Origin of the sequence: Rahnella bonaserana (assembly GCF_019049675.1) — a bacterium.
Taxonomy (GTDB): Bacteria; Pseudomonadota; Gammaproteobacteria; order Enterobacterales; family Enterobacteriaceae; genus Rahnella; species Rahnella bonaserana.
Genome location: NZ_JAFMOW010000059.1, coordinates 68,457 through 86,758, shown reverse-complemented (window position 1 = coordinate 86,758; position 18,302 = coordinate 68,457). Strand labels below are relative to the sequence as shown.

General features: G+C 54.3%; 17 protein-coding genes, 1 tRNA gene and 1 other RNA gene. 14 read left to right on the top strand and 5 right to left on the bottom strand.

Going from position 1 to position 18,302, the window contains the following annotated elements:
• The first annotated feature begins 225 nt into the window (after window positions 1-225).
• The 4 genes from opgB (at window position 226) to J1778_RS09125 (ending at window position 5,428) form a co-directional block, all read left to right on the top strand.
• Complete coding sequence (gene opgB / locus J1778_RS09140; protein WP_217172909.1) at window positions 226-2,538, top strand: phosphatidylglycerol--membrane-oligosaccharide glycerophosphotransferase; 2,313 nt, start codon at window positions 226-228, stop codon at window positions 2,536-2,538.
• A 245-nt stretch (window positions 2,539-2,783) separates the two neighbouring features.
• Window positions 2,784-3,626: a MetQ/NlpA family ABC transporter substrate-binding protein gene (locus J1778_RS09135; protein ID WP_217172908.1), complete on the top strand. Its 843-nt coding sequence runs from the start codon at window positions 2,784-2,786 to the stop codon at window positions 3,624-3,626.
• Window positions 3,627-3,636: 10 nt separating this feature from the next.
• Window positions 3,637-4,791: a methionine ABC transporter ATP-binding protein gene (locus J1778_RS09130; RefSeq protein ID WP_217172907.1), complete on the top strand. Its 1,155-nt coding sequence runs from the start codon at window positions 3,637-3,639 to the stop codon at window positions 4,789-4,791.
• The gene (locus J1778_RS09125) at window positions 4,772-5,428 is read left to right on the top strand and encodes a methionine ABC transporter permease (RefSeq protein WP_120161833.1); all 657 of its coding nucleotides are present in this window, start codon (window positions 4,772-4,774) and stop codon (window positions 5,426-5,428) included. Before J1778_RS09130 ends, J1778_RS09125 begins: the two co-directional genes overlap by 20 nt.
• 42 nt (window positions 5,429-5,470) lie before the next feature.
• Here the strand turns inward: J1778_RS09125 and J1778_RS09120 are convergent, their stop codons facing one another.
• Window positions 5,471-6,784 carry an NAD(P)/FAD-dependent oxidoreductase gene (locus J1778_RS09120; protein ID WP_217172906.1) on the bottom strand — a complete coding sequence of 438 codons (1,314 nt, stop codon included), beginning with the start codon at window positions 6,782-6,784 and terminating at the stop codon, window positions 5,471-5,473.
• A 346-nt stretch (window positions 6,785-7,130) separates the two neighbouring features.
• Between J1778_RS09120 and J1778_RS09115 the strand changes: the two genes are divergently transcribed.
• The 3 genes from J1778_RS09115 (at window position 7,131) to J1778_RS09105 (ending at window position 8,155) form a co-directional block, all read left to right on the top strand.
• Window positions 7,131-7,283, top strand: coding sequence for a Hok/Gef family protein (locus J1778_RS09115; RefSeq protein ID WP_217172905.1), 153 nt, complete (start codon window positions 7,131-7,133; stop codon window positions 7,281-7,283).
• 210 nt (window positions 7,284-7,493) lie between these two features.
• Window positions 7,494-7,853, top strand: coding sequence for a type II toxin-antitoxin system RelE/ParE family toxin (locus J1778_RS09110; RefSeq protein WP_217172904.1), 360 nt, complete (start codon window positions 7,494-7,496; stop codon window positions 7,851-7,853).
• The gene (locus J1778_RS09105; protein WP_217172903.1) at window positions 7,853-8,155 is read left to right on the top strand and encodes a helix-turn-helix domain-containing protein; all 303 of its coding nucleotides are present in this window, start codon (window positions 7,853-7,855) and stop codon (window positions 8,153-8,155) included. The genes J1778_RS09110 and J1778_RS09105 overlap by 1 nt, the downstream gene beginning before the upstream one ends.
• 86 nt (window positions 8,156-8,241) lie before the next feature.
• Here the strand turns inward: J1778_RS09105 and J1778_RS09100 are convergent.
• Window positions 8,242-8,317, bottom strand: a tRNA-Asn gene (locus J1778_RS09100).
• Between the two features lie 395 nt (window positions 8,318-8,712).
• On the opposite strand from J1778_RS09100, the gene J1778_RS09095 reads away from it, so the two are divergent.
• The 7 genes from J1778_RS09095 to J1778_RS09065 all read left to right on the top strand — a co-directional run bounded on the left by J1778_RS09095 (window position 8,713) and on the right by J1778_RS09065 (window position 15,880).
• Window positions 8,713-9,585, top strand: coding sequence for a MurR/RpiR family transcriptional regulator (locus tag J1778_RS09095; protein ID WP_217172902.1), 873 nt, complete (start codon window positions 8,713-8,715; stop codon window positions 9,583-9,585).
• Window positions 9,586-9,612: 27 nt separating this feature from the next.
• Window positions 9,613-10,194: a D-alanyl-D-alanine dipeptidase gene (gene ddpX, locus J1778_RS09090; protein ID WP_217172901.1), complete on the top strand. Its 582-nt coding sequence runs from the start codon at window positions 9,613-9,615 to the stop codon at window positions 10,192-10,194.
• Window positions 10,195-10,241: 47 nt separating this feature from the next.
• A complete protein-coding gene (locus J1778_RS09085) occupies window positions 10,242-11,822 on the top strand; it encodes an ABC transporter substrate-binding protein (protein WP_217172900.1) in 1,581 nt (526 codons plus the stop codon).
• 140 nt (window positions 11,823-11,962) lie between these two features.
• Window positions 11,963-12,979: an ABC transporter permease gene (locus tag J1778_RS09080; RefSeq protein WP_120161840.1), complete on the top strand. Its 1,017-nt coding sequence runs from the start codon at window positions 11,963-11,965 to the stop codon at window positions 12,977-12,979.
• Between the two features lie 3 nt (window positions 12,980-12,982).
• Window positions 12,983-13,894 carry a D,D-dipeptide ABC transporter permease gene (gene ddpC, locus J1778_RS09075; RefSeq protein WP_217172899.1) on the top strand — a complete coding sequence of 304 codons (912 nt, stop codon included), beginning with the start codon at window positions 12,983-12,985 and terminating at the stop codon, window positions 13,892-13,894.
• 1 nt (window position 13,895) lies between these two features.
• Entirely contained in the window at window positions 13,896-14,924 is a 1,029-nt protein-coding gene (locus tag J1778_RS09070) for an ABC transporter ATP-binding protein (RefSeq protein WP_217172898.1), read from the top strand.
• Complete coding sequence (locus J1778_RS09065; RefSeq protein WP_217172897.1) at window positions 14,924-15,880, top strand: oligopeptide/dipeptide ABC transporter ATP-binding protein; 957 nt, start codon at window positions 14,924-14,926, stop codon at window positions 15,878-15,880. The genes J1778_RS09070 and J1778_RS09065 overlap by 1 nt, the downstream gene beginning before the upstream one ends.
• A 192-nt stretch (window positions 15,881-16,072) precedes the next feature.
• Here J1778_RS09065 and J1778_RS09060 read toward each other — a convergent pair.
• From J1778_RS09060 to J1778_RS09050, 3 genes are all read right to left on the bottom strand, one after another.
• Window positions 16,073-16,154: non-coding RNA, RtT sRNA (locus J1778_RS09060), on the bottom strand.
• A 134-nt stretch (window positions 16,155-16,288) separates the two neighbouring features.
• Window positions 16,289-17,176: an NAD(P)-dependent oxidoreductase gene (locus tag J1778_RS09055; RefSeq protein WP_217172896.1), complete on the bottom strand. Its 888-nt coding sequence runs from the start codon at window positions 17,174-17,176 to the stop codon at window positions 16,289-16,291.
• On the bottom strand, window positions 17,169-18,293 hold the full coding sequence (locus J1778_RS09050) for a 4-oxalomesaconate tautomerase (protein ID WP_217172895.1): 1,125 nt from the start codon (window positions 18,291-18,293) through the stop codon (window positions 17,169-17,171). Before J1778_RS09050 ends, J1778_RS09055 begins: the two co-directional genes overlap by 8 nt.
• Window positions 18,294-18,302 lie beyond the last annotated feature (9 nt).

Here is an 18,302-nt window from a genome sequence, read left to right as displayed (position 1 = left end):
GTTTTTTAGGATAAATCAGTGACCTGACGCAGTGTTAAGGCGTTGACCCATTCGTGGCAACAGGCTATATAGCGCTATCCGTTTTTGGCATGACATTTTCCTGTCTCAGGGATGAAGTGAGTGACAAATCAGTCATTCGCTCGATGAGTTGAACCGTCGGCGCTGCCCGTAAAGCGGCAGAGAAGGGTCGTAGAGTTTATTGTTTTAATCAGACAGGGTGCTGAAATGGCTTCTGAGATAATTTCGTTTATTTTATTTCTTTCCTCAATTTTCTTATACGTCACCCGGGCGTCGGCCAGCCGCGTCTGGTTTTCGCTGGTACTGTTTTTCCTCGGCCTCTACGTCATCCTGAATGTCATTCTGATTGGCAGCAATTACTTCACGGGTGAAGGCATCACGGATGCGGTGTTGTATACCGTCACCAGCAGTCTGAAAGGTGCGGGTCTGAATAAATATATCCTGCCATTCATCGGCTTACTCAGCGGGCTGATTGCCGTTTTCGCATTACTGGCGTGGGGGCTCAAACAGCGCCGGACTAAAAACAGCAGTGTGATGTACAGCATGCTGGCCGTCGTGCTGGCAGTTTTCTCGGTCGGTTCAACTCAGGCATTCCAGAATATTTCCCGCCTGGTGAAAACGCAGATTTCCGGACATGGCGCTGATTTCGATACTTATTACAAAGTGCCGGAAAAAATCGTTAAAGGCGCGAAAAAACCTAATCTGGTTTATATCTATGGCGAAAGTCTGGAACGTACCTATTTTGATGACAAAGTGTTCCCGGGCCTGACGACTGAATTAAGCCAGCACAAAGCGCAGAGTATCGATTTCACCAACACTAAACAGGTGCCGGGCACCGGCTATACCATCGCCGGTATGGTCGCTTCACAATGTGGCATTCCACTTTTTGCGCCTTTCGATGGCAACGCCTCAAGCGCGCTGGCGACCTTCTATCCGGAAAACGTCTGTATTGGCGATGTGCTGAAAGGGGCCGGTTACACCAACTATTTCTACCAGGGCGCTGAACTGGCGTTTGCGGGTAAAGGCACCTTCCTGAAATCACATGGCTTCGACCATCTTTACGGTTATAACGAACTGCGTCCGACCGTTGCTGACCCCTCATATAAAAATGACTGGGGCTGGTATGACGATACCTTGCTGGATGAGGTATACAAAAAATTCGTGACGCTGAGCAAAGAGGGAAAACCTTTCTCGCTGTTCACGCTGACCGTCGATACCCACCATCCGGACGGCTTTATTTCGCGCGGCTGTACCCGCAATGAATATAAAGTGAACGGTAAGGCTAACCAGTCGTTGAGCGCGGTGTCCTGCAGCCAGGAACTGATTGCGGCCTTTATCGATAAAATTAAAAAATCCGGTTATTACGATAACACCATCATCGTGGTGTCTTCCGATCATCTGGCGATGAACAATACCGCGTATAACATTCTCACCAAACAGAACCGTAAAGACCTGTTCTTCGTGATGGACGGACGTCATCCGGCAGCCGCCGATCAGAATGCGGCGAAACGCAGCACGCTGGATAACGGCGCTACGGTGCTCGATATCATGGGCGGTGATAACTTTATCGGCCTCGGGCGCAGCGGGATTTCGGCCACCTCGATGACCGCGCAGTTCCTCAACATTGATGACAAAGTGAATGCCTGGAAACCGGCGGTTATCAAACAGTGGGGCTTCCCGAACAGCATTAAAAATTACGCAGTGAATACTAAAGACAATACCTTTACCTTCTCCGGCATGACCATCAAAACGCCGTTTATCCTGAAGGTCACCGGCGAGAAAATTGAACCCATGTTTGACGTTTATCTGTCCACGCCGCTGAAAAAACAACTCGCGGGTCTGGCGACCAGTGACAACTTTGTCTGGGTGGATAAATGCTACGAAATGGGGCGCGTCTGGGCACCGGAACTTTCACTGAATACCGGTCTGTGCGTGGCTTCCGGTAACCTCGGAGCGAAGCCGTCTATCGTGCAGGTCACCGGTGACACCTTCAAAGGGAAAGTCGATTTCGCTAAAGACACCTCGGGCAGCAACGCCATTTATCAGCAAACGCTGAAAACCCTGAATATTGATGATGAAGCGACGCGTTATCAGTCTCCGGCCATCGCGTTCATGGTGCCGGGTTTACCAGAACAGGTGAAAGCGATTACCGGGGTTTCGACAGTAGAAAACTGGGGGCGCTGGTCGGATGCCAATCTCGCGCCATCGGTGAAAATCGATTACGTCAAACCGCTGCCAACCACATTTGACGTAGTGATCCGCGCACGTGCTTACGGTAATAACATTGATAAACCGGTCTCCGTCCGCGTTGGCGATCAGGAACAGTTTGTCACCTTCGGCGATCAGGACGGCATTGTGAAAGTGCAGTTTACCAACCCTGAAGCGGCCCAGAGCATTGTTATCACGCCACCTGCACCGACCGAGCCAACCGAAGGCACCAGCGGCGGCTTCCAGCCACGTAAACTGGGCATCGGGATGGTGTCACTGGAAGTGAAGCCGGTAGAAGAGCCGCAATCCTGACACGCGTTTAAGATACTCTACGGCTTAAATGAAAACCCGCTCCGGCGGGTTTTTTATTGCCAAAATTCAGTCCTTGCGTCTAAAGCATTTTTATCGATTTACTATCCCAAATCAGTTATTCATTTTTAGAATAACTTTCATTAAAACAATATTATAAAGAAATAAGCCGATGGGTATACTCGCCAAATTCCTGCACTGAAACACAGCCGTGTGCAGGCCTCTCATCACACTTTTGGGAATACTCTATGCGCAAGACATTTACCAAATCTAAGACCCGTATTCACCGTGCATTTTTGCTTGCCGCGACTTCAGCCGCCATTCTTTCCGGCAGCGTTCTGGCACCACTGGGTGCGGCACAGGCTGCCGACAAAACCACCATTAAAGTCGGCATTATCAGCGGGGAAGATGAAGATGTCTGGCGCGAAGTGGTTAAACAGGCGGCTGCGAAAGGGCTGACCGTGAAACCGGTTATTTTCAATGATTACAACCAGCCAAACGAAGCGCTGCAAAACGGCGAAGTGGATGCCAACGCCTTTCAGCATCAGCCGTTCCTTGATAATCAGATCAAAGTAAATCATTACGACATCGTGCGTGTGGGCGATACCGCCGTGTGGCCAATCGGCTTGTATTCCAAAAAAGTAAAATCGGCTGACGAACTGAAAGAAGGCGCGGTGATTGGCGTGCCGAACGATCCGTCGAACGAAGCGCGCGGTCTGATCCTGCTCCAGCAATCTGGCGTCATTAAGCTCAAACCCGGTGCGGGTATTTTCGCAACGACGGCGGATATCACCGAGAACCCGCGCCATGTGACTATTAAAGAGCTGGACTCCGGCATTATTGGCCGTTCCGTACCTGATTTAGATGCGGCAATTGTGAACACCGACTGGGCGCTGAAAAGTGGTCTGACGCCTGCGGACCGTATCGCGCAGGAGCCGGTAAAAGGTAACCCTTACAATAACTTCATCGCGGTGAAAACAGAGAATGTTAACGCGCCGTGGGTGAAAACGCTGGTCAGTTCTTACCAGAATGATGCCGTCAAACAGGAGTTTGATAAGGTTTATAAAGGCACCGGCGTGACGGCCTGGTAAGGATGTAAGCATGACGATCCTCTCTGAAACCGGCGCGCAATTTACCGCGACGCCTTCAGATAACGACTTTGCCCGCCCGGTTAATTCCGGGCTGTTTACACATACCGGGATGGATGTGGGGCAGGACAGCACGGAGAATGTCGTACGTCTGCATCGCGTCAGCCGCCAGTTCGGCACGACACAGGCGCTGAAAGATGTGTCGCTGACAGTCCGGCGGGGCGAGATCCTCGGTATTATCGGACGAAGCGGAGCGGGTAAATCGACGCTGATCCGCTGCCTTAACGGCCTTGAGCAGCCTGATGAAGGCGTGATTGAAATCGAAGGGCGTCCGATTACCGGCCTTAGCGAAAAAGCCTTACAGGCTGTACGCAGCCGGGTCGGAATGGTGTTTCAGCATTTCAATTTGCTTTCTGCCAAAACCGTAGAGCAAAACGTTGCGTTGCCACTGAAAATTGCCGGATACGATAAGGCACGGCGTCAGGCGCGCGTCGCCGAATTGCTGGCGCTGGTCGGGCTGGAGGACAAAGCCAAAAACTATCCGGCGGCTTTATCCGGCGGGCAGAAACAGCGTGTCGGTATTGCCCGTGCGCTGGCGGCCAATCCGGCGCTTTTACTCTGCGATGAAGCGACGTCGGCGCTGGATCCTGAAACCACCCGTTCGATTCTGGCACTGCTGCAATCGCTAAATCAGAAACTCGGTATCACCATTTTGCTGATCACACATGAGATGGAAGTGATCAAAAAAATCGCGCATCGCGTGGCAGTCATTAATGTCGGTGAAATCATCGAAGAAGGGCCGGTGTGGCAGGTGTTTGCGCATCCTCAATCCCCGCTGACCCGAACCTTGCTGCAGGGTTTGCTGCCACAACTGCCGGAAGCGCTGGCTGAACGCCTTTCACCGGTACGTCAGGGCGAGGCGATTTACAGCGTGCAGTATGCCGAACAGGGCAGGCAAGGTGAAATCCTCACTCAGATGGCAACCGCTTTACCAGGCAAATTCCGGCTGATTCAGGGCGGTGTCGATCATATCCAGCATTACGCCGTTGTGCGTTTCTTCTTCTCAGTACCGGCGAACGATACGGCGTCTGAGCAGGTTGTTTTAGACTGGCTGCAACAGCACCAGGCCACCGTGGAGCTGACAGGTTATGTCTCCGGTAATGATTGATTTGCTGATTAACGCCATCGAAGAAACATTATTGATGACGGCAATTTCCGGGCTGTTTTCACTGATCGCCGGTTTACCGCTCGGTCTGATCCTGGTGATGAGCAGTCCCGGCGGTATTGCCGAAAACCGCTGGGTTAACCGCTCGCTCGGGCTGGTTATCAACGGGTTCCGTTCACTGCCGTTTATCATTCTGCTGGTGGCGCTGATCCCGGTCACCCGTTTTCTGGTCGGTACGTCACTCGGAACATGGGCGGCGATTGTGCCCTTGTCGATAACGGCAACGCCGTATTTCGCCCGAGTAGCGGAAGTGTCATTGCGTGATGTCGATCGCGGCCTGATTGATGCCGTTCGCGCTATGGGAGCCAGTAAATTGCGCATTGTCTGGGATGTGCTGATCCCTGAAGCGTTGCCGGGGATATTGTCCGGATTTGTCGTCACGCTGGTGGCGCTGATTGGTGCTTCGGCGATGGCGGGGGCAATCGGCGCAGGCGGACTGGGCGATCTGGCAATCCGTTACGGCTATCAGCGGTTTGAAACGGTAGTGATGATTGAAGTGATCGTCGTACTGATTGTGATGGTGTGCGGCATTCAGTGGCTGGGAGATCGCGTTGTGGCGCGCGTGGATAAGCGTCATTAAAAAAGCCGGTCGTCAGTGTATGGCGACCGGCAGGTTCAGGATTTACATTTCACTACGTGAGCGCCAGCGTTCACGCGCCATAAAGCCTTTAACACCGACATCCAGGAACGGGCGCGGCGGCAGATAACTGGCGCGTCCGATGCCCTGCATATCGGCCAGCAGCGAATTATCTTCTCCCAGCGCATGCTCTGCCAGCAATCGCCCGAACGCGCTTTGCTTGGAACTACCTGAGCCATTGCAGCCCGCCGACGAATACACGTTCGGCCCGATATTCCCCCACACCGGCGCCCCGTTGCGCGTAATACTGATCAGCCCCGACCAGGTGTAGGCCATATTGACGTCCTGCAACTGCGGATAAATGCGGGCAAACAATTCCTGATGGCGGCGCGCATGACGGCCAGTTTCGACCGCACTGGTCACCAGACCCGGCGTAAAGTTAACGTGCTCGCGGATCAGGAAACGATGATCAGCGGTATAACGTAACGTTGCGCCCGCCAGCGCATTCACCGGCGTCGAGCCCCACGGAGCTATGTCGCCAATACGTGCGCGTTGTTCTGCCGTGAGCGGTTCGGTCAATGTGGCAAAGGTGGACATGGCGAAAACGTTGCCTTTGAACAGGGGTAACCCGCGTGCCGCACCGTTGATCGCCAGCATCAGTTTACCCGCGCGCACTTCGCCATGCGGCGTTTCTGCGCGGATACTGCCCTGAGTGTCAATCTGCAACGCGGGCGAGTTAGCGTAAACCGTGACGTTCGGTGGCAGCGTTGCCACCAGACCGCTGATCAGCGCCGCCGGATTCACCAGAATACAGTTGGGCGTATACACCGCGCTGCGGTAAAAATCTGTGCCCAGACGCTGGCGCAGAGCGGCTCTGTCCAGCAGCTCAAAGCTTTCGCCGAGCATAGTGAGTTCCTGCTGATAATGCGCGATTTCACCGTCAAACTGCTCGCTCACGGCGCAATGGTATTTCCCCGAATTCAGCCAGTCGCACGCAATATCATGCTTATCGACGGTCTCTTTCAGATGATGCAGACCGTACTGTAACAGACGCCGGTACGCATTGGCGTGTTCCAGCTCAGCCGAAGTGCTGCCGACGGTATGCGGTAAATCAATCACAAAGCCTGAATTGCGCGCCGAGGCGTTATCGGCCACGTCGAGCGCCTCAAGCACCACGACATGCTCATGCGGACGAAGCTCGGCAATACGACGTGCAAACGCCAGCCCGGCGAAACCTGCGCCGATCACCAGCCAGTCAGCCGTCACTGCGCCACGCAGAGCAGGATGACGGGGAGTGTTGCCGCGCAGCGCCGCCCAGCCATTAATATTTTGATCAAGAGGTAAATGTTTAATTTTCATCGTTATGTGAGGTCGTTATCCCGGATGGTTCGATCCTAAGGGATAGACGTATGGATGTCTAATGCACAATAGAGATAACGATATATTATCGTCAGGGTGGGAAGTTTTATCTGGGGATAATTAGGACAAAGTGCAGACGAACTGATGGGATTTTATACAGCGTGAGCTGTTAGAATGCCCGCGGGTGCTTGAGGCTTATTTGGCTTGAGCAGAAAGATATAATAGTTGTTCAAGGCGTAATAAGACGAAAGCCCCAGGGGATTTTTCAATCAACCTGGGGCTATCCCTGCACGTCTAAGCAACAGCAGGATAGCCTCTTAAAAGCAGAAATGCAACGGAGGGCAAGATGTCGCGAAAGCTTGTGTTACACGGACTCATCGTGGTTTGTTTCACATTGCTGGCCTGGACCTGGATGGTGCGTGATTCGCTCTGCGAGTTACATATCAAACAGGGTATGACAGAGATTGCGGCAGTCTTAAGCTACGAAATTAAGAACTAACCGTAAGGCGGGGTTCGCCCCGCCTTTTTGGTCGTTGACGAAGCATGTTGGTCTCAGGCACCCGTTCTTTTTATCTTCATCGCACGAATTTCTGGAATACGTCTTCCGTATTTTTACCTTCCGCCTTGTGACGATACCTTCCGGGCAGTACCTTTCGATTATAGCATTTGACCTATATAGCTTTTAGCCTATAATCGACAAGGAGTGACTGTGTGGATAATTAATACGACAGAGAGATTTGATGACTGGTTCGATAGTCTCGACCATGTTGATCAGGCGAGTGTGCTGGCTTTGGCGATCGTCTTAAAAGACAAAGGCCCTGCGTTATCCAGGCCTTACGCAGATACAGTGAATAACTCCTGTCATCGTAATATGAAAGAACTGCGTATACAGAGTAAAGGCGAACCCATCCGGGCGTTTTTTGCTTTTGACCCTTTACGCAGGGGTATATTGCTTTGCGCGGGACACAAAGCCGGAAATGAAAAACGATTTTATAATGTCATGATACCGGTTGCCGATAATGAATTTTCCCGGCACCTGAATACGATAAAAGAAAAGGAATTGCCCTAATGAGCAGAACCCTTGAAGAGTTACTGGCATCGGTAAAACCTGAGGTTGCCGCGCAGGCACAGGCAATGGCCGCCGATATTTTGATCACGATTGAGCTGGCCGAACTGCGTGAAAGAATGAATAAAACACAATGTGAGTTGGCTGAAACGTTGGGCATTAAACAGCCGACAGTTGCTGGTATGGAAAAGCCGGGCCGTGACCTAAAATTGTCGACGTTGAAGCGGTATGTAGAAGCAGCTGGTGGCAAGCTGCGATTGGAAATCGATCTGCCGGACGGCAGTCATTTTGGATTTGCTATGTAAAAACGGGGTATGACGCTAACCGTTGCAGTCATGCAAACACAAAGCAAAAAGCCCGCTTAAGTTTCCTTAAGCGGGCTTTTCTAATTTGGCTCCTCTGACTGGACTCGAACCAGTGACATACGGATTAACAGTCCGCCGTTCTACCGACTGAACTACAGAGGAATCGTTTGAACGGGGCGAATAATAGCGACTGCCCCGAAGCATGTCAAAGGGTTAACGCAAAAAGTTGTCTGACTGCTGCCTTAATATTCAACTTGTTGACTATTAAGGCAAAGTGATTAAATCCTCTGCCCGTTATTCTCATCTTCACGCCATTTCCCTGACGGATTGCACTAAAAGCAAACACAAGTTGCATGATTGTTGTGCAGCCGTTATCGACAAGTTCGATTCTGGCCGGTCTTCTGCAAGTTTTTTGCCAGGAACCTGCCATGAAAACGTCATAAATTCAGATCTGCTGCACAAATTTCACTCATTTTTGGGAGTTGGCACACCCCGTGCATTGTTATTTTACTAACAGCAGCTAGCTTTTTGACAATGAAGCAACAAAGGATCAACTGATGCAGCCAGCGCAGAATGTGATCGAGCAACTCGAAGCGTCGTTCGCCGGACAGACACCAACCGGCAAACGCATTGCCAGTTATTTGCTGGCCAATCTGGCGCAGATCCCTTTTGAGACGGCGGACAGCATTGCGCGCAGCGCGGCGACCAGCGGGATATCCGTCGGGCGTTATCTGCGCAGTCTCGGCTATCGAAATCTGGATCATTTTAAACAAACGTTGCGTCTGCAGAGCGGAACGTCTTATCAGCCCTGGGTTGTCACCGATCGCCTTGGCGCGTACCGCGAACGCAGCAAACAGCCGCAACAGGAAAAGTTGCAACAGTCACTGGCGCTGGAACTTGAAGCCATTAATCACGTTTACCAGCTGGCGCAGACTGAGGCTTTTGCCCAGGTCAGCCGTCGTCTGGCTGACGCAGACGCGGTATTTATTCTCGGCATTCAGTCGGTGCGCGGCATCGCCAATAATTTCTCCAGTTATCTTGAGTATTTACGACCAAAAGTCTATTTCGCCGACGGGCTGTCGGGCACGTATGTCGAATCCCTGAATTCGGAATTCACCCAGCCTTATCTGGTGGTCACCGACACCCGCGCGTATTCGAAGATGGCACAAACCTATTGCGAAGCGGCCTGCGAGCGAGGGCTGAACGTGGCGCTGATCACCGACATTTATTGTCCGTGGGCGCGCGATTATCCGGTGGATTTATTACAGGTGAAAACTGACACCGGCCAGTTCTGGGATTCGATGGCACCGCTGAGTTGTCTGTTCAATCTGCTGTGTTCGGCGGTGCTCGAACTGCGTGGCAACGACGTAGAACAGCGTCTGGCGAATAACCGGATATTGCAAAAACAGCTCGGACAATTCGAATCCTGACTTTTAAACCTGCGGACAGAGTTATTGATGAATACGAAAACCCCTGATGTTGACCTGATCGATCTGGCTGAAATTCTGCCTGACGCTGTGATCGACCTGAAATATGCCACTGCCGATAACCTGACCGGTCAGCCGATTTATCGCGAATCCCGCTGCCTGTTACATCCTGATGCGGCTGCCGCGCTGGTCCGCTGCAACGCCGTGGCGAAACTGGCCGGATTTACCCTGAAAATCTATGACGCTTACCGGCCGCAGGCAGCACAGGCCTGTTTGTGGGCGGCCTTTCCGAATCCTGATTACGTGGTGGATATCAAACTCGGTTCGCACCACAGCCGCGGTGTGGCGGTAGATCTGACCTTGCTGGATGAGAAGGGTGAAGTGGTGGATATGGGAGCGGGCTTTGATGAAATGACTGAAGTCTCGCACCCTTTTTATCCCGACTTACCGCCGCAAATTCAGCGTAACCGTCTGTTGCTCAACGCCGTCATGGCAGCGGGCGGCTTTAAGGGTATCACCAGCGAGTGGTGGCACTTTGAATTACCGGATGCCAAAACGTATCCGTTGTTGGAAGAGCGGTTCGGCTGCTATCCGCCGGTGGATGCCGCGTAATTATTGCACGTCTCTTATCACTTTTTGACAGAGCCAGGAGTTCTCCGATGAGCAACACAGCAATCAACACGTTCCGCAAAAATACGAAAACACAGGTGGCCGGTGCTATTTTTCTCGCCTTGTCAGGCTTAAGTTTTGCCGCTCAGGCTGCCGTACCCAAAGACATGCTGGTCATTGGTAAAGCGGCGGATCCGCAAACGCTGGATCCGGCGGTGACTATCGACAACAACGACTGGACAGTCACGTATCCGGCGTATCAGCGTCTTGTGCAGTATAAAACCGAAGACGGCAAAGGCTCGACGCAGGTGGAAGGCGATCTTGCAGCCAGCTGGACGGCTTCACCCGATCAACTGGTCTGGACGTTCAAACTCAAACCGGGCGCTAAATTTGATGATGGGTCCGACGTCAATGCCGACGCGGTGAAATGGTCGTTCGAGCGTCTGATGAAAATCGGTCAGGGTCCGTCTGAAGCTTTCCCGAAAGACATGACGGTGACGGTCGTCGATCCGATGACCGTGACCTTTACGCTTAAAACGCCGTTTGCGCCTTTCCTTTACACGCTGGCGAATGACGGCGCAGGCATCGTCAATCCGGCGATTGCCAAAGCCAATCCTGCTGATGAAGGCAAGGCATGGCTCGCCGGTCATACTGCCGGTTCCGGCCCTTATAAGCTCGATCGCTGGCAAAAAGGTCAGCAACTGGTACTGGTGCCGAATCCGCATTACAACGGCACGAAACCGGCGTTCAAACGTGTGACCGTGAAAATTATTGGTGAAAGCGCCACCCGCCGCCTGCAACTGTCGCGGGGGGATCTGGATATCGCCGATTCTCTGCCCATGGATCAACTGGCCGCGCTGAAAAAAGAGGACAAAGTCGCGGTGGAAGAATTCCCTTCATTGCGCGTGACCTATCTGTATCTCAATAACGCCAAAGCGCCGCTGAATCAGGTGGATTTGCGTCGGGCGATTTCTTCTGCCGTGGATTATCAGGGCATGGTGAAGGGCATTCTCGGCGGTAATGCCAAGCAAATGCGCGGGCCAATCCCTGAGGGGATGTGGGGTTTCGACCCGGCGGCGAAACAATACACCTTAGATCTTACGCAGGCCAAAGCTGACCTCGGGAAAGTCAAAGACAAGCCGCAAACGCTGGACTTCCTGTATTCCGACAACGACCCGAACTGGGAATCCATCGCGCTTTCCGTGCAGGCCAGCCTCGGTCAGGCCGGTATCAACGTGAAGCTGGAAAAACTGGCTAACGCCACCATGCGCGACCGCATCGGGCAGGGCGATTACGACATTTCAATCGGTAACTGGAGCCCGGATTTCGCCGACCCGTACATGTTTATGAACTACTGGTTTGAGTCCGACAAAAAAGGCCTGCCGGGTAACCGTTCCTTCTACTCAAATCCTGACGTGGATGCGTTGCTGAAAAAGGCCGTTTCAGTCACGGATCAGAAACAGCGCACTGACGATTACCAGCAGGCGCAGAAAATAGTCATTGATGAAGCGGCGTACGTTTACCTGTTCCAGAAAAACTATCAGGTGGCGATGAACAAAGACGTAAAAGGCTTTGTTTTCAACCCGATGCTGGAGCAGGTGTTTAACGTGGGTCAAATGAGTAAAAAATAAATCCCCGTCATACTTCGAACTGCAGATGCGTTGGCTGCACTCATTCGCCCCGGTCACAGGGTATATCCATGCTCCCGGGGACTTGTGAGCTTGCCGCCTTCCTGCAGCCCGAATTTTTGGGGATTGGCGGGGGGGGTAGGATGACTTTTTGGACTCTGATTCGACAAAGATGCTGGGGTTTGATTTTGGTGATGGCAGGCGTTTGCGTTATCACTTTTATCATCTCGCATATGATCCCGGGTGACCCGGCGCGCCTGCTGGCGGGCGATCGTGCCAGTAATGAAATGGTCGAACATATCCGTGAGCAACTGGGGCTGAATCAGCCGCTGTACGTCCAGTTCTTCCGTTACGTCAGTGATTTGCTGCACGGCGATTTAGGCACTTCGATCCGTACCGGTCGTCCGGTACTCGAAGACCTGAAAGCATTTTTCCCGGCGACGCTTGAACTGGCGGTCAGTGCGCTGTTTCTGGCGATTGTGCTCGGTATTCCGCTGGGTGTGCTGTCGGCGGTGTATCGCAATAAATTCCCGGATCATCTGGTGCGACTGCTTTCCGTGCTGGGGATTTCCACACCGGCTTTCTGGCTGGGGCTGGGCGTTATTATCCTGTTCTATGGTCATCTGAACCTGCTGCCGGGCGGCGGGCGGCTGGATGACTGGATGGATCCGCCGGCCAATATCACCGGTTTTTATGTCCTCGATTCGCTGCTGACCGGTAACTGGGACGCCTTCTGGAACAGTCTGCAACATCTGGCGATGCCTGCGCTGACGCTGGCGTTTGTACATATGGGTATCGTGGCGCGGCAAATTCGCTCGGCGATGCTTGAGCAACTAAGCGAAGACTACATCCGTACGGCCCGCGCTAACGGGCTATCACGCTGGCGGGTGATCCTGAGTCACGCCTTGCCGAATGCGCTGATCCCGTCGGTCACCGTGCTCGGGCTTGCGATGGGCGATTTACTTTACGGGGCGGTGCTGACCGAAACCGTATTTGCCTGGCCGGGCATGGGCGCGTACGTGGTGAACTCGATTCAGGCGCTGGATTTCCCGGCTGTGATGGGCTTCGCGGTGGTGGTGTCGTTCGCTTATGTCATCGTCAATTTATGTGTGGATTTACTGTATGTGTGGATTGATCCGCGCATTGGCCGTGAGGGGTGAAGCATGTCTGTGATTGAACCGGGCGTCAATAATCATCGGGCCGACATCGTGGCTCCGGACGTCAAACCGCGTTTCGCCAACTGGCGGCGCACATTTCATCTGCTGAGCCGCAGTCCGCTGACCATGCTGGGGCTGGCGATCATGCTGATTGTGCTTTTCATCATGATTTTCTCGCCGTGGCTGGTGCCGCATGACCCGAATGCTATCAGCCTGACTGACCGGTTGCAGGCGCCTTCCGCGCAGCACTGGTTTGGCACCGATGAAGTCGGAAGGGATCTGTTCAGCCGCGTGCTGATTGGCAGTCAGCAGTCAGTGGCGGCAGGGCTGGCGGTGGTGGTGATTGCGGGCACGATTGGCTCATTAGTCGGCTGTTTCTCCGGTGTGGTGGGCGGCGTAGTGGACGCGCTGATCATGCGCTGCATGGACATCATGCTGTCAGTACCCTCGCTGGTCTTAACGATGGCGCTGGCCGCCGCGCTCGGGCCGAGTTTGTTTAACGCCATGCTGGCGATTGCCGTAGTCCGCATCCCGTTTTATGTGCGGCTGGCGCGCGGGCAGACGCTGATGTTGCGTCATCAGGCGTATATGCAGGCCACGCGAACGTTCGGCGCATCGCGCTGGCATCTCATTACCTGGCACGTTTTACGAAACGTCATGCCGCCGCTGGTGGTGCAGGCTTCTCTGGATATCGGTACCTCGATTCTGATGGCGGCAACGCTCGGCTTCATCGGCCTTGGTGCGCAACAACCGACCGCAGAATGGGGCGCGATGGTGTCCAATGGCCGCAATTATATTCTCGACCAGTGGTGGTATTCGGCATTTCCTGGGGTGGCGATCCTGATCACTGCCACCGGTTTTAACCTGTTCGGCGACGGTCTGCGCGACCTGCTGGATCCGAAAAGCAGAGGGCGCTGAAATGACTGAACAAACCCACGCGCCGGTACTGGAAATCGACAATCTGCAACTGGTCTTTCCGGTTTACGGCGGCGAAGTCAAAGCACTGAATCAGGTTTCGCTGTCAGTGAACGCCGGGGAAATCGTCGGCGTGGTTGGCGAATCCGGCTCAGGTAAATCGGTTACCGCGATGATGGCCATGCGTCTGCTGCCGCCCGACGGTTTCACCATCACGGGGGGCGCGTTACGCATGCTGGGCACTGACGTGGTTCACGCCAGTGAAGAACAGATGCGCACCTTACGTGGCGCACGTGTGGCGATGATTTTTCAGGAGCCAATGAATGCGCTGAACCCGACGCGAAAAATTGGCCGTCAGATGTGCGAGGTCATCTGTCTGCATCAGAAACTCAGCAAGGCGCAGGCGTGGCAAAAAGCCATCGGGCTGCTCGATGACATGCAGATTGCTGATGCTGAACAGGTGATGTCGCGTTATCCGTTCGAACTTTCCGGAGGGATGCGTCAGCGGGTATTAATCGCGATGGCCTTTTCCTGTGAGCCGGAACTGATCATCGCCGACGAACCGACGACCGCACTGGATGTCACGGTGCAGCGTCAGGTTTTACGTTTGCTCCAGCGTAAAGCCCGCGCCAGCGGCACCGCGGTGTTATTTATCACCCATGATATGGCCGTGGTGTCTCAGCTTTGTGACCGGGTTTATGTGATGTACGCCGGGCACGTCATTGAAAGCGGCAACACGGCGGACGTAATAGAAACGCCGTCGCACCCGTACTCCGTTGGCTTATTACAGGCGGCACCTGAAAACGGTGAACCACGCAGCCTGCTGAAAGCCATTCCCGGCACGGTGCCGAATCTGGAAAAACTGCCGCAAGGCTGTGCGTTTCGCGGCCGCTGTCATCACGCCGACGAGCACTGTCTGATAACACCTGCGTTGTCCCCGCTGGCTCCGTTTCCACAGCAGTCCGTTGCCTGCTGGCATCCGCAGCGTCATGCCGCCGAAATCAACATTCAACGCATTGAGGAGCATTTCTGATGATTGCTGAAGCCCTGGTCGAGTTGCAGGATGTGCGCGTGAGATTTCCTGCAAGTTATAACTGGCGGGGTAAACCCACCGGTTATGTTCATGCGCTGAACGGGCTTGATCTCAATATTATCCGCGGCGAAACGCTGGGGATTGTTGGCGAGTCCGGCTGCGGAAAAAGCACACTGGCACAATTGCTGATGGGATTACAAAAACCGAGCAGCGGAGAAATCCACCGTGCGCGACACGACAACTCGTGGTTTGGTTCCGGTATGCAGATGGTGTTTCAGGATCCACAATCGTCACTGGACCCGCGTCTGCCGGTCTGGCGAATCATCACCGAGCCGGTATATGTGCAAAAACACAACAGCAGCCGCGAACGCCGCGAACTGGCCGCTACGCTGGCGGAGCAGGTGGGGATCCGCAAAGAATACCTCGACCGCCTGCCGCATGAATTTTCCGGCGGCCAGCGTCAGCGTATTTCCATCGCCCGCGCGTTATCTTCTGAGCCAGACATCATCGTGCTGGATGAACCCACCTCGGCGCTGGATATTTCAGTGCAGGCGCAAATCCTCAATCTGCTGGTGGAACTGCAACGCCAGCGTAATCTGACCTACGTGCTGATTTCCCATAACGTGTCCGTTGTGCGCCACATGAGCGACCGTGTGGCGGTGATGTATCTGGGGCAAATTGTTGAACTGGGCGCGGCGGGAAAAGTCCTGTCCGAGCCGCAGCACCCGTACACCCGTTTGTTGCTCGACTCTGTGCCCCGCGCCGGACGGGCACTGGATGAGGGCATCGTTGATAAAAAGGGCGAATTACCCAGCAACCGCAATCTGCCGATGGGATGTTATTTCCGCGAGCGTTGCCCGCTGGCAGGTGACGGCTGCCAGATGCCGCAGGAGCTTGTCTGCGGGGCAGAGGGTGTGGTGACGAGATGTCATCGGGTTATGCCGGAGCGGGCATAAAGGCGCTTTTTAAGTCAAGGTCAAGGTCGTGGGCGTCGGCCCACACCGACCTGGGGGGCGGCCTATCGCCGCCACCCCCCAAGACCCCCCGGGCTCTTTCACTGCGCGCTGTCGCAGGTATGACGGACTTGTTCTGGTGCATCAGTGAGTGGCGCAAAATGTCATCGCTTCGCGATTCCCTCATTTCAGGTTTACTCGGCCTACGGCCTCGCCCTTCGGGCCGTCACTTCGTGACGTTGTCTCGCTTCGCTCGGCTCGAGCCATAGGTCTCGAACCGTTCATTCGGTGCCATTTTTGAGCACGCCAATCGACATTTTTAAAGATAAAACCATTTTGATTTTGAATTTAAGATCCTGCGGGCGATTCAGACGCCCACGACCTTGACCTTAAGGCCTGTTCCGGTTCGCATCACCGATGATGCAACAGATCCACTGTTTTCCCCCAGTCAAACGGCTGCAGATCCGAATACCTGATCCCCTTCGCGGCCAGCGCATCCACCAGTTCCTGCTGGGCGAGCACCGTGCCGGAACTCATATTCGGTGCGATACCCACATCTTCGAGCGTTTTCACCACTTCACGCATTTCCTCGGCGCGGCGTTTGCCGTGTTCTGCAATCCGGCTGATGAGATAGTGCGGAAACTGCGCGTCCCAGCCGAGTGAGGGGAAACTGGCGTGCAGCGAGGCCAGCACTTCTTGCTCGACGCCGTATTGCCGCGCAGCACTCAGGCATTCGGCAGTCAGCGCTTCCAGGCCTTTGATCATCACACTGCGGCACATCTTGATCGCCGAGGCCTCGCCGACGCTGGTGCTGTGAACTTTGCTGTTAAATCCGTTTTCATTCAGCCATTCGCTGATGGCGTAAACATGCGTGCCTCCCAGCAACAGCGGCGTTTTCAGGCGGGCAGGCGGATAAGGCGCCATCACCGCGACGTCGATATAACGGCCACCCGCCTGTTCAATCAGCGCCATTGCCTCGCGTTTGGTGTGCGGGGAAACGGAATTCAGATCGAGAAAGAACTGTCCGGGGGCGAGATGCCGGGCGACGGCGTCGGCTACATTCAGCGATTCGGCGGCGGTCACGGCAGAGAAAATGATCTGACTGTTTTTTACGGCGTCTTCCACAGAAAGCGCAAAATTCACTCCGGCATCACGGGCGTGCTGAAGGATAACCGCTGAATCTGTCTGCTTATCAAATGCCATAACATCCAGCGCCGGATTTTGCTTTTTCAGATCCGTTGCCAGAATGGTGCCGACTTCGCCAAGGCCAATGAGGGTAATGCGGGTCACGTTATTCATGATGGGGTTCCTGATGGTTGTCCTGGTTACCGTCCCAGATGCTGGCAGGGATCGCGACGCGGCCTTCAAAAATCAGCCGGGCGGTGCGTAACAACGCGCAACCTTTCAGGCGTTCCGCACCGCTTTTTGCCGGGTCGAGTTGTAATTCCACGCTGAATTCGCCGGTCGGATGTTCCACGCTGATTAAAGGTGTTTCGCCGGCGGACGCATGTGCCAGCCCTTCGGTAACAGAACCGGGGATCAGGCAGGCGCTGGCGACGCTGACCGCGCCGAGAACGCCAATCGACGCGTGACAGCGGTGCGGGATAAACGTCCGGCTTGAGATAGCGCCGCCATTTCGCGGTTCGGCGATCAGCGTCATTTTCGGGACCGTGCGCTGCGTGACATCTCCCAAATTCATTTTCGGACCCGCCTGCAAACGGATCGATTCGAGGCGTTTTTTCAGTTCTGTATCAGCATCGAGCTGTTCACGGGTTTCATAACCACTGCGCCCGAAATCGGCTGCGCGCAGCAGAATAACCGGCATGCCGTTGTCGATGCAGGTGACCTCGATACCGTCGAACGTGTCGCGGGCGTTACCGGTTGGCAGCAACGCGCCGCAACTGGAACCGGCGATATCGGCAAATTCCACGCTGATTTTCGCCGCAGTGCCCGGTACGCCATCAATGCGCAAATCACCCTGATAGCAAACCTGACCGTCTTCTACGGGCACATGAGCGGTCGCGATCTGGCCGGTGTTTTCCATGAAGATCCGCACCGGCGTTATCCCTTCGATCGCGCTGATCAGCTGACGTTCGAGGGCGAACGGGCCGACGGCGGCCAGAATATTGCCGCAATTTTGCCCGTAATCCACCCCCGCTTTATCGACATTCACCTGTGCAAAAAGATAATCGACGTCGGCATCAGGACGTGCCGAAGGACGCACAATCGCCACTTTGCTGGTCAGCGGGTCGGCACCGCCAAGACCGTCAATCTGGCGCGGATCGGGCGAACCCATCACCGCCAGCAGCACGTTATCGCGCAGGGTCTGGTCTGCCGGTAAATCGTCCGCCAGAAAGAATGCGCCTTTCGAGGTGCCGCCGCGCATCAGCAGGCAGGGAATTCGGGTCTGCGGCATATCAGCTCC

What these genes read in the sequence shown, in the direction of transcription:
- J1778_RS09065 (WP_217172897.1), top strand. Translation starts at nt 14,924, where the DNA reads ATGATTGCTGAAGCCCTGGTCGAGTTGCAGGATGTGCGCGTGAGATTT.
- J1778_RS09135 (WP_217172908.1), top strand. Translation starts at nt 2,784, where the DNA reads ATGCGCAAGACATTTACCAAATCTAAGACCCGTATTCACCGTGCATTT.
- ddpC (WP_217172899.1), top strand. Translation starts at nt 12,983, where the DNA reads ATGTCTGTGATTGAACCGGGCGTCAATAATCATCGGGCCGACATCGTG.
- J1778_RS09055 (WP_217172896.1), bottom strand. Translation starts at nt 17,176, where the DNA reads ATGAATAACGTGACCCGCATTACCCTCATTGGCCTTGGCGAAGTCGGC.
- opgB (WP_217172909.1), top strand. Translation starts at nt 226, where the DNA reads ATGGCTTCTGAGATAATTTCGTTTATTTTATTTCTTTCCTCAATTTTC.
- ddpX (WP_217172901.1), top strand. Translation starts at nt 9,613, where the DNA reads ATGAATACGAAAACCCCTGATGTTGACCTGATCGATCTGGCTGAAATT.
- J1778_RS09105 (WP_217172903.1), top strand. Translation starts at nt 7,853, where the DNA reads ATGAGCAGAACCCTTGAAGAGTTACTGGCATCGGTAAAACCTGAGGTT.
- J1778_RS09125 (WP_120161833.1), top strand. Translation starts at nt 4,772, where the DNA reads ATGTCTCCGGTAATGATTGATTTGCTGATTAACGCCATCGAAGAAACA.
- J1778_RS09050 (WP_217172895.1), bottom strand. Translation starts at nt 18,293, where the DNA reads ATGCCGCAGACCCGAATTCCCTGCCTGCTGATGCGCGGCGGCACCTCG.
- J1778_RS09085 (WP_217172900.1), top strand. Translation starts at nt 10,242, where the DNA reads ATGAGCAACACAGCAATCAACACGTTCCGCAAAAATACGAAAACACAG.
- J1778_RS09130 (WP_217172907.1), top strand. Translation starts at nt 3,637, where the DNA reads ATGACGATCCTCTCTGAAACCGGCGCGCAATTTACCGCGACGCCTTCA.
- J1778_RS09070 (WP_217172898.1), top strand. Translation starts at nt 13,896, where the DNA reads ATGACTGAACAAACCCACGCGCCGGTACTGGAAATCGACAATCTGCAA.
- J1778_RS09120 (WP_217172906.1), bottom strand. Translation starts at nt 6,784, where the DNA reads ATGAAAATTAAACATTTACCTCTTGATCAAAATATTAATGGCTGGGCG.
- J1778_RS09115 (WP_217172905.1), top strand. Translation starts at nt 7,131, where the DNA reads ATGTCGCGAAAGCTTGTGTTACACGGACTCATCGTGGTTTGTTTCACA.
- J1778_RS09080 (WP_120161840.1), top strand. Translation starts at nt 11,963, where the DNA reads ATGACTTTTTGGACTCTGATTCGACAAAGATGCTGGGGTTTGATTTTG.
- J1778_RS09095 (WP_217172902.1), top strand. Translation starts at nt 8,713, where the DNA reads ATGCAGCCAGCGCAGAATGTGATCGAGCAACTCGAAGCGTCGTTCGCC.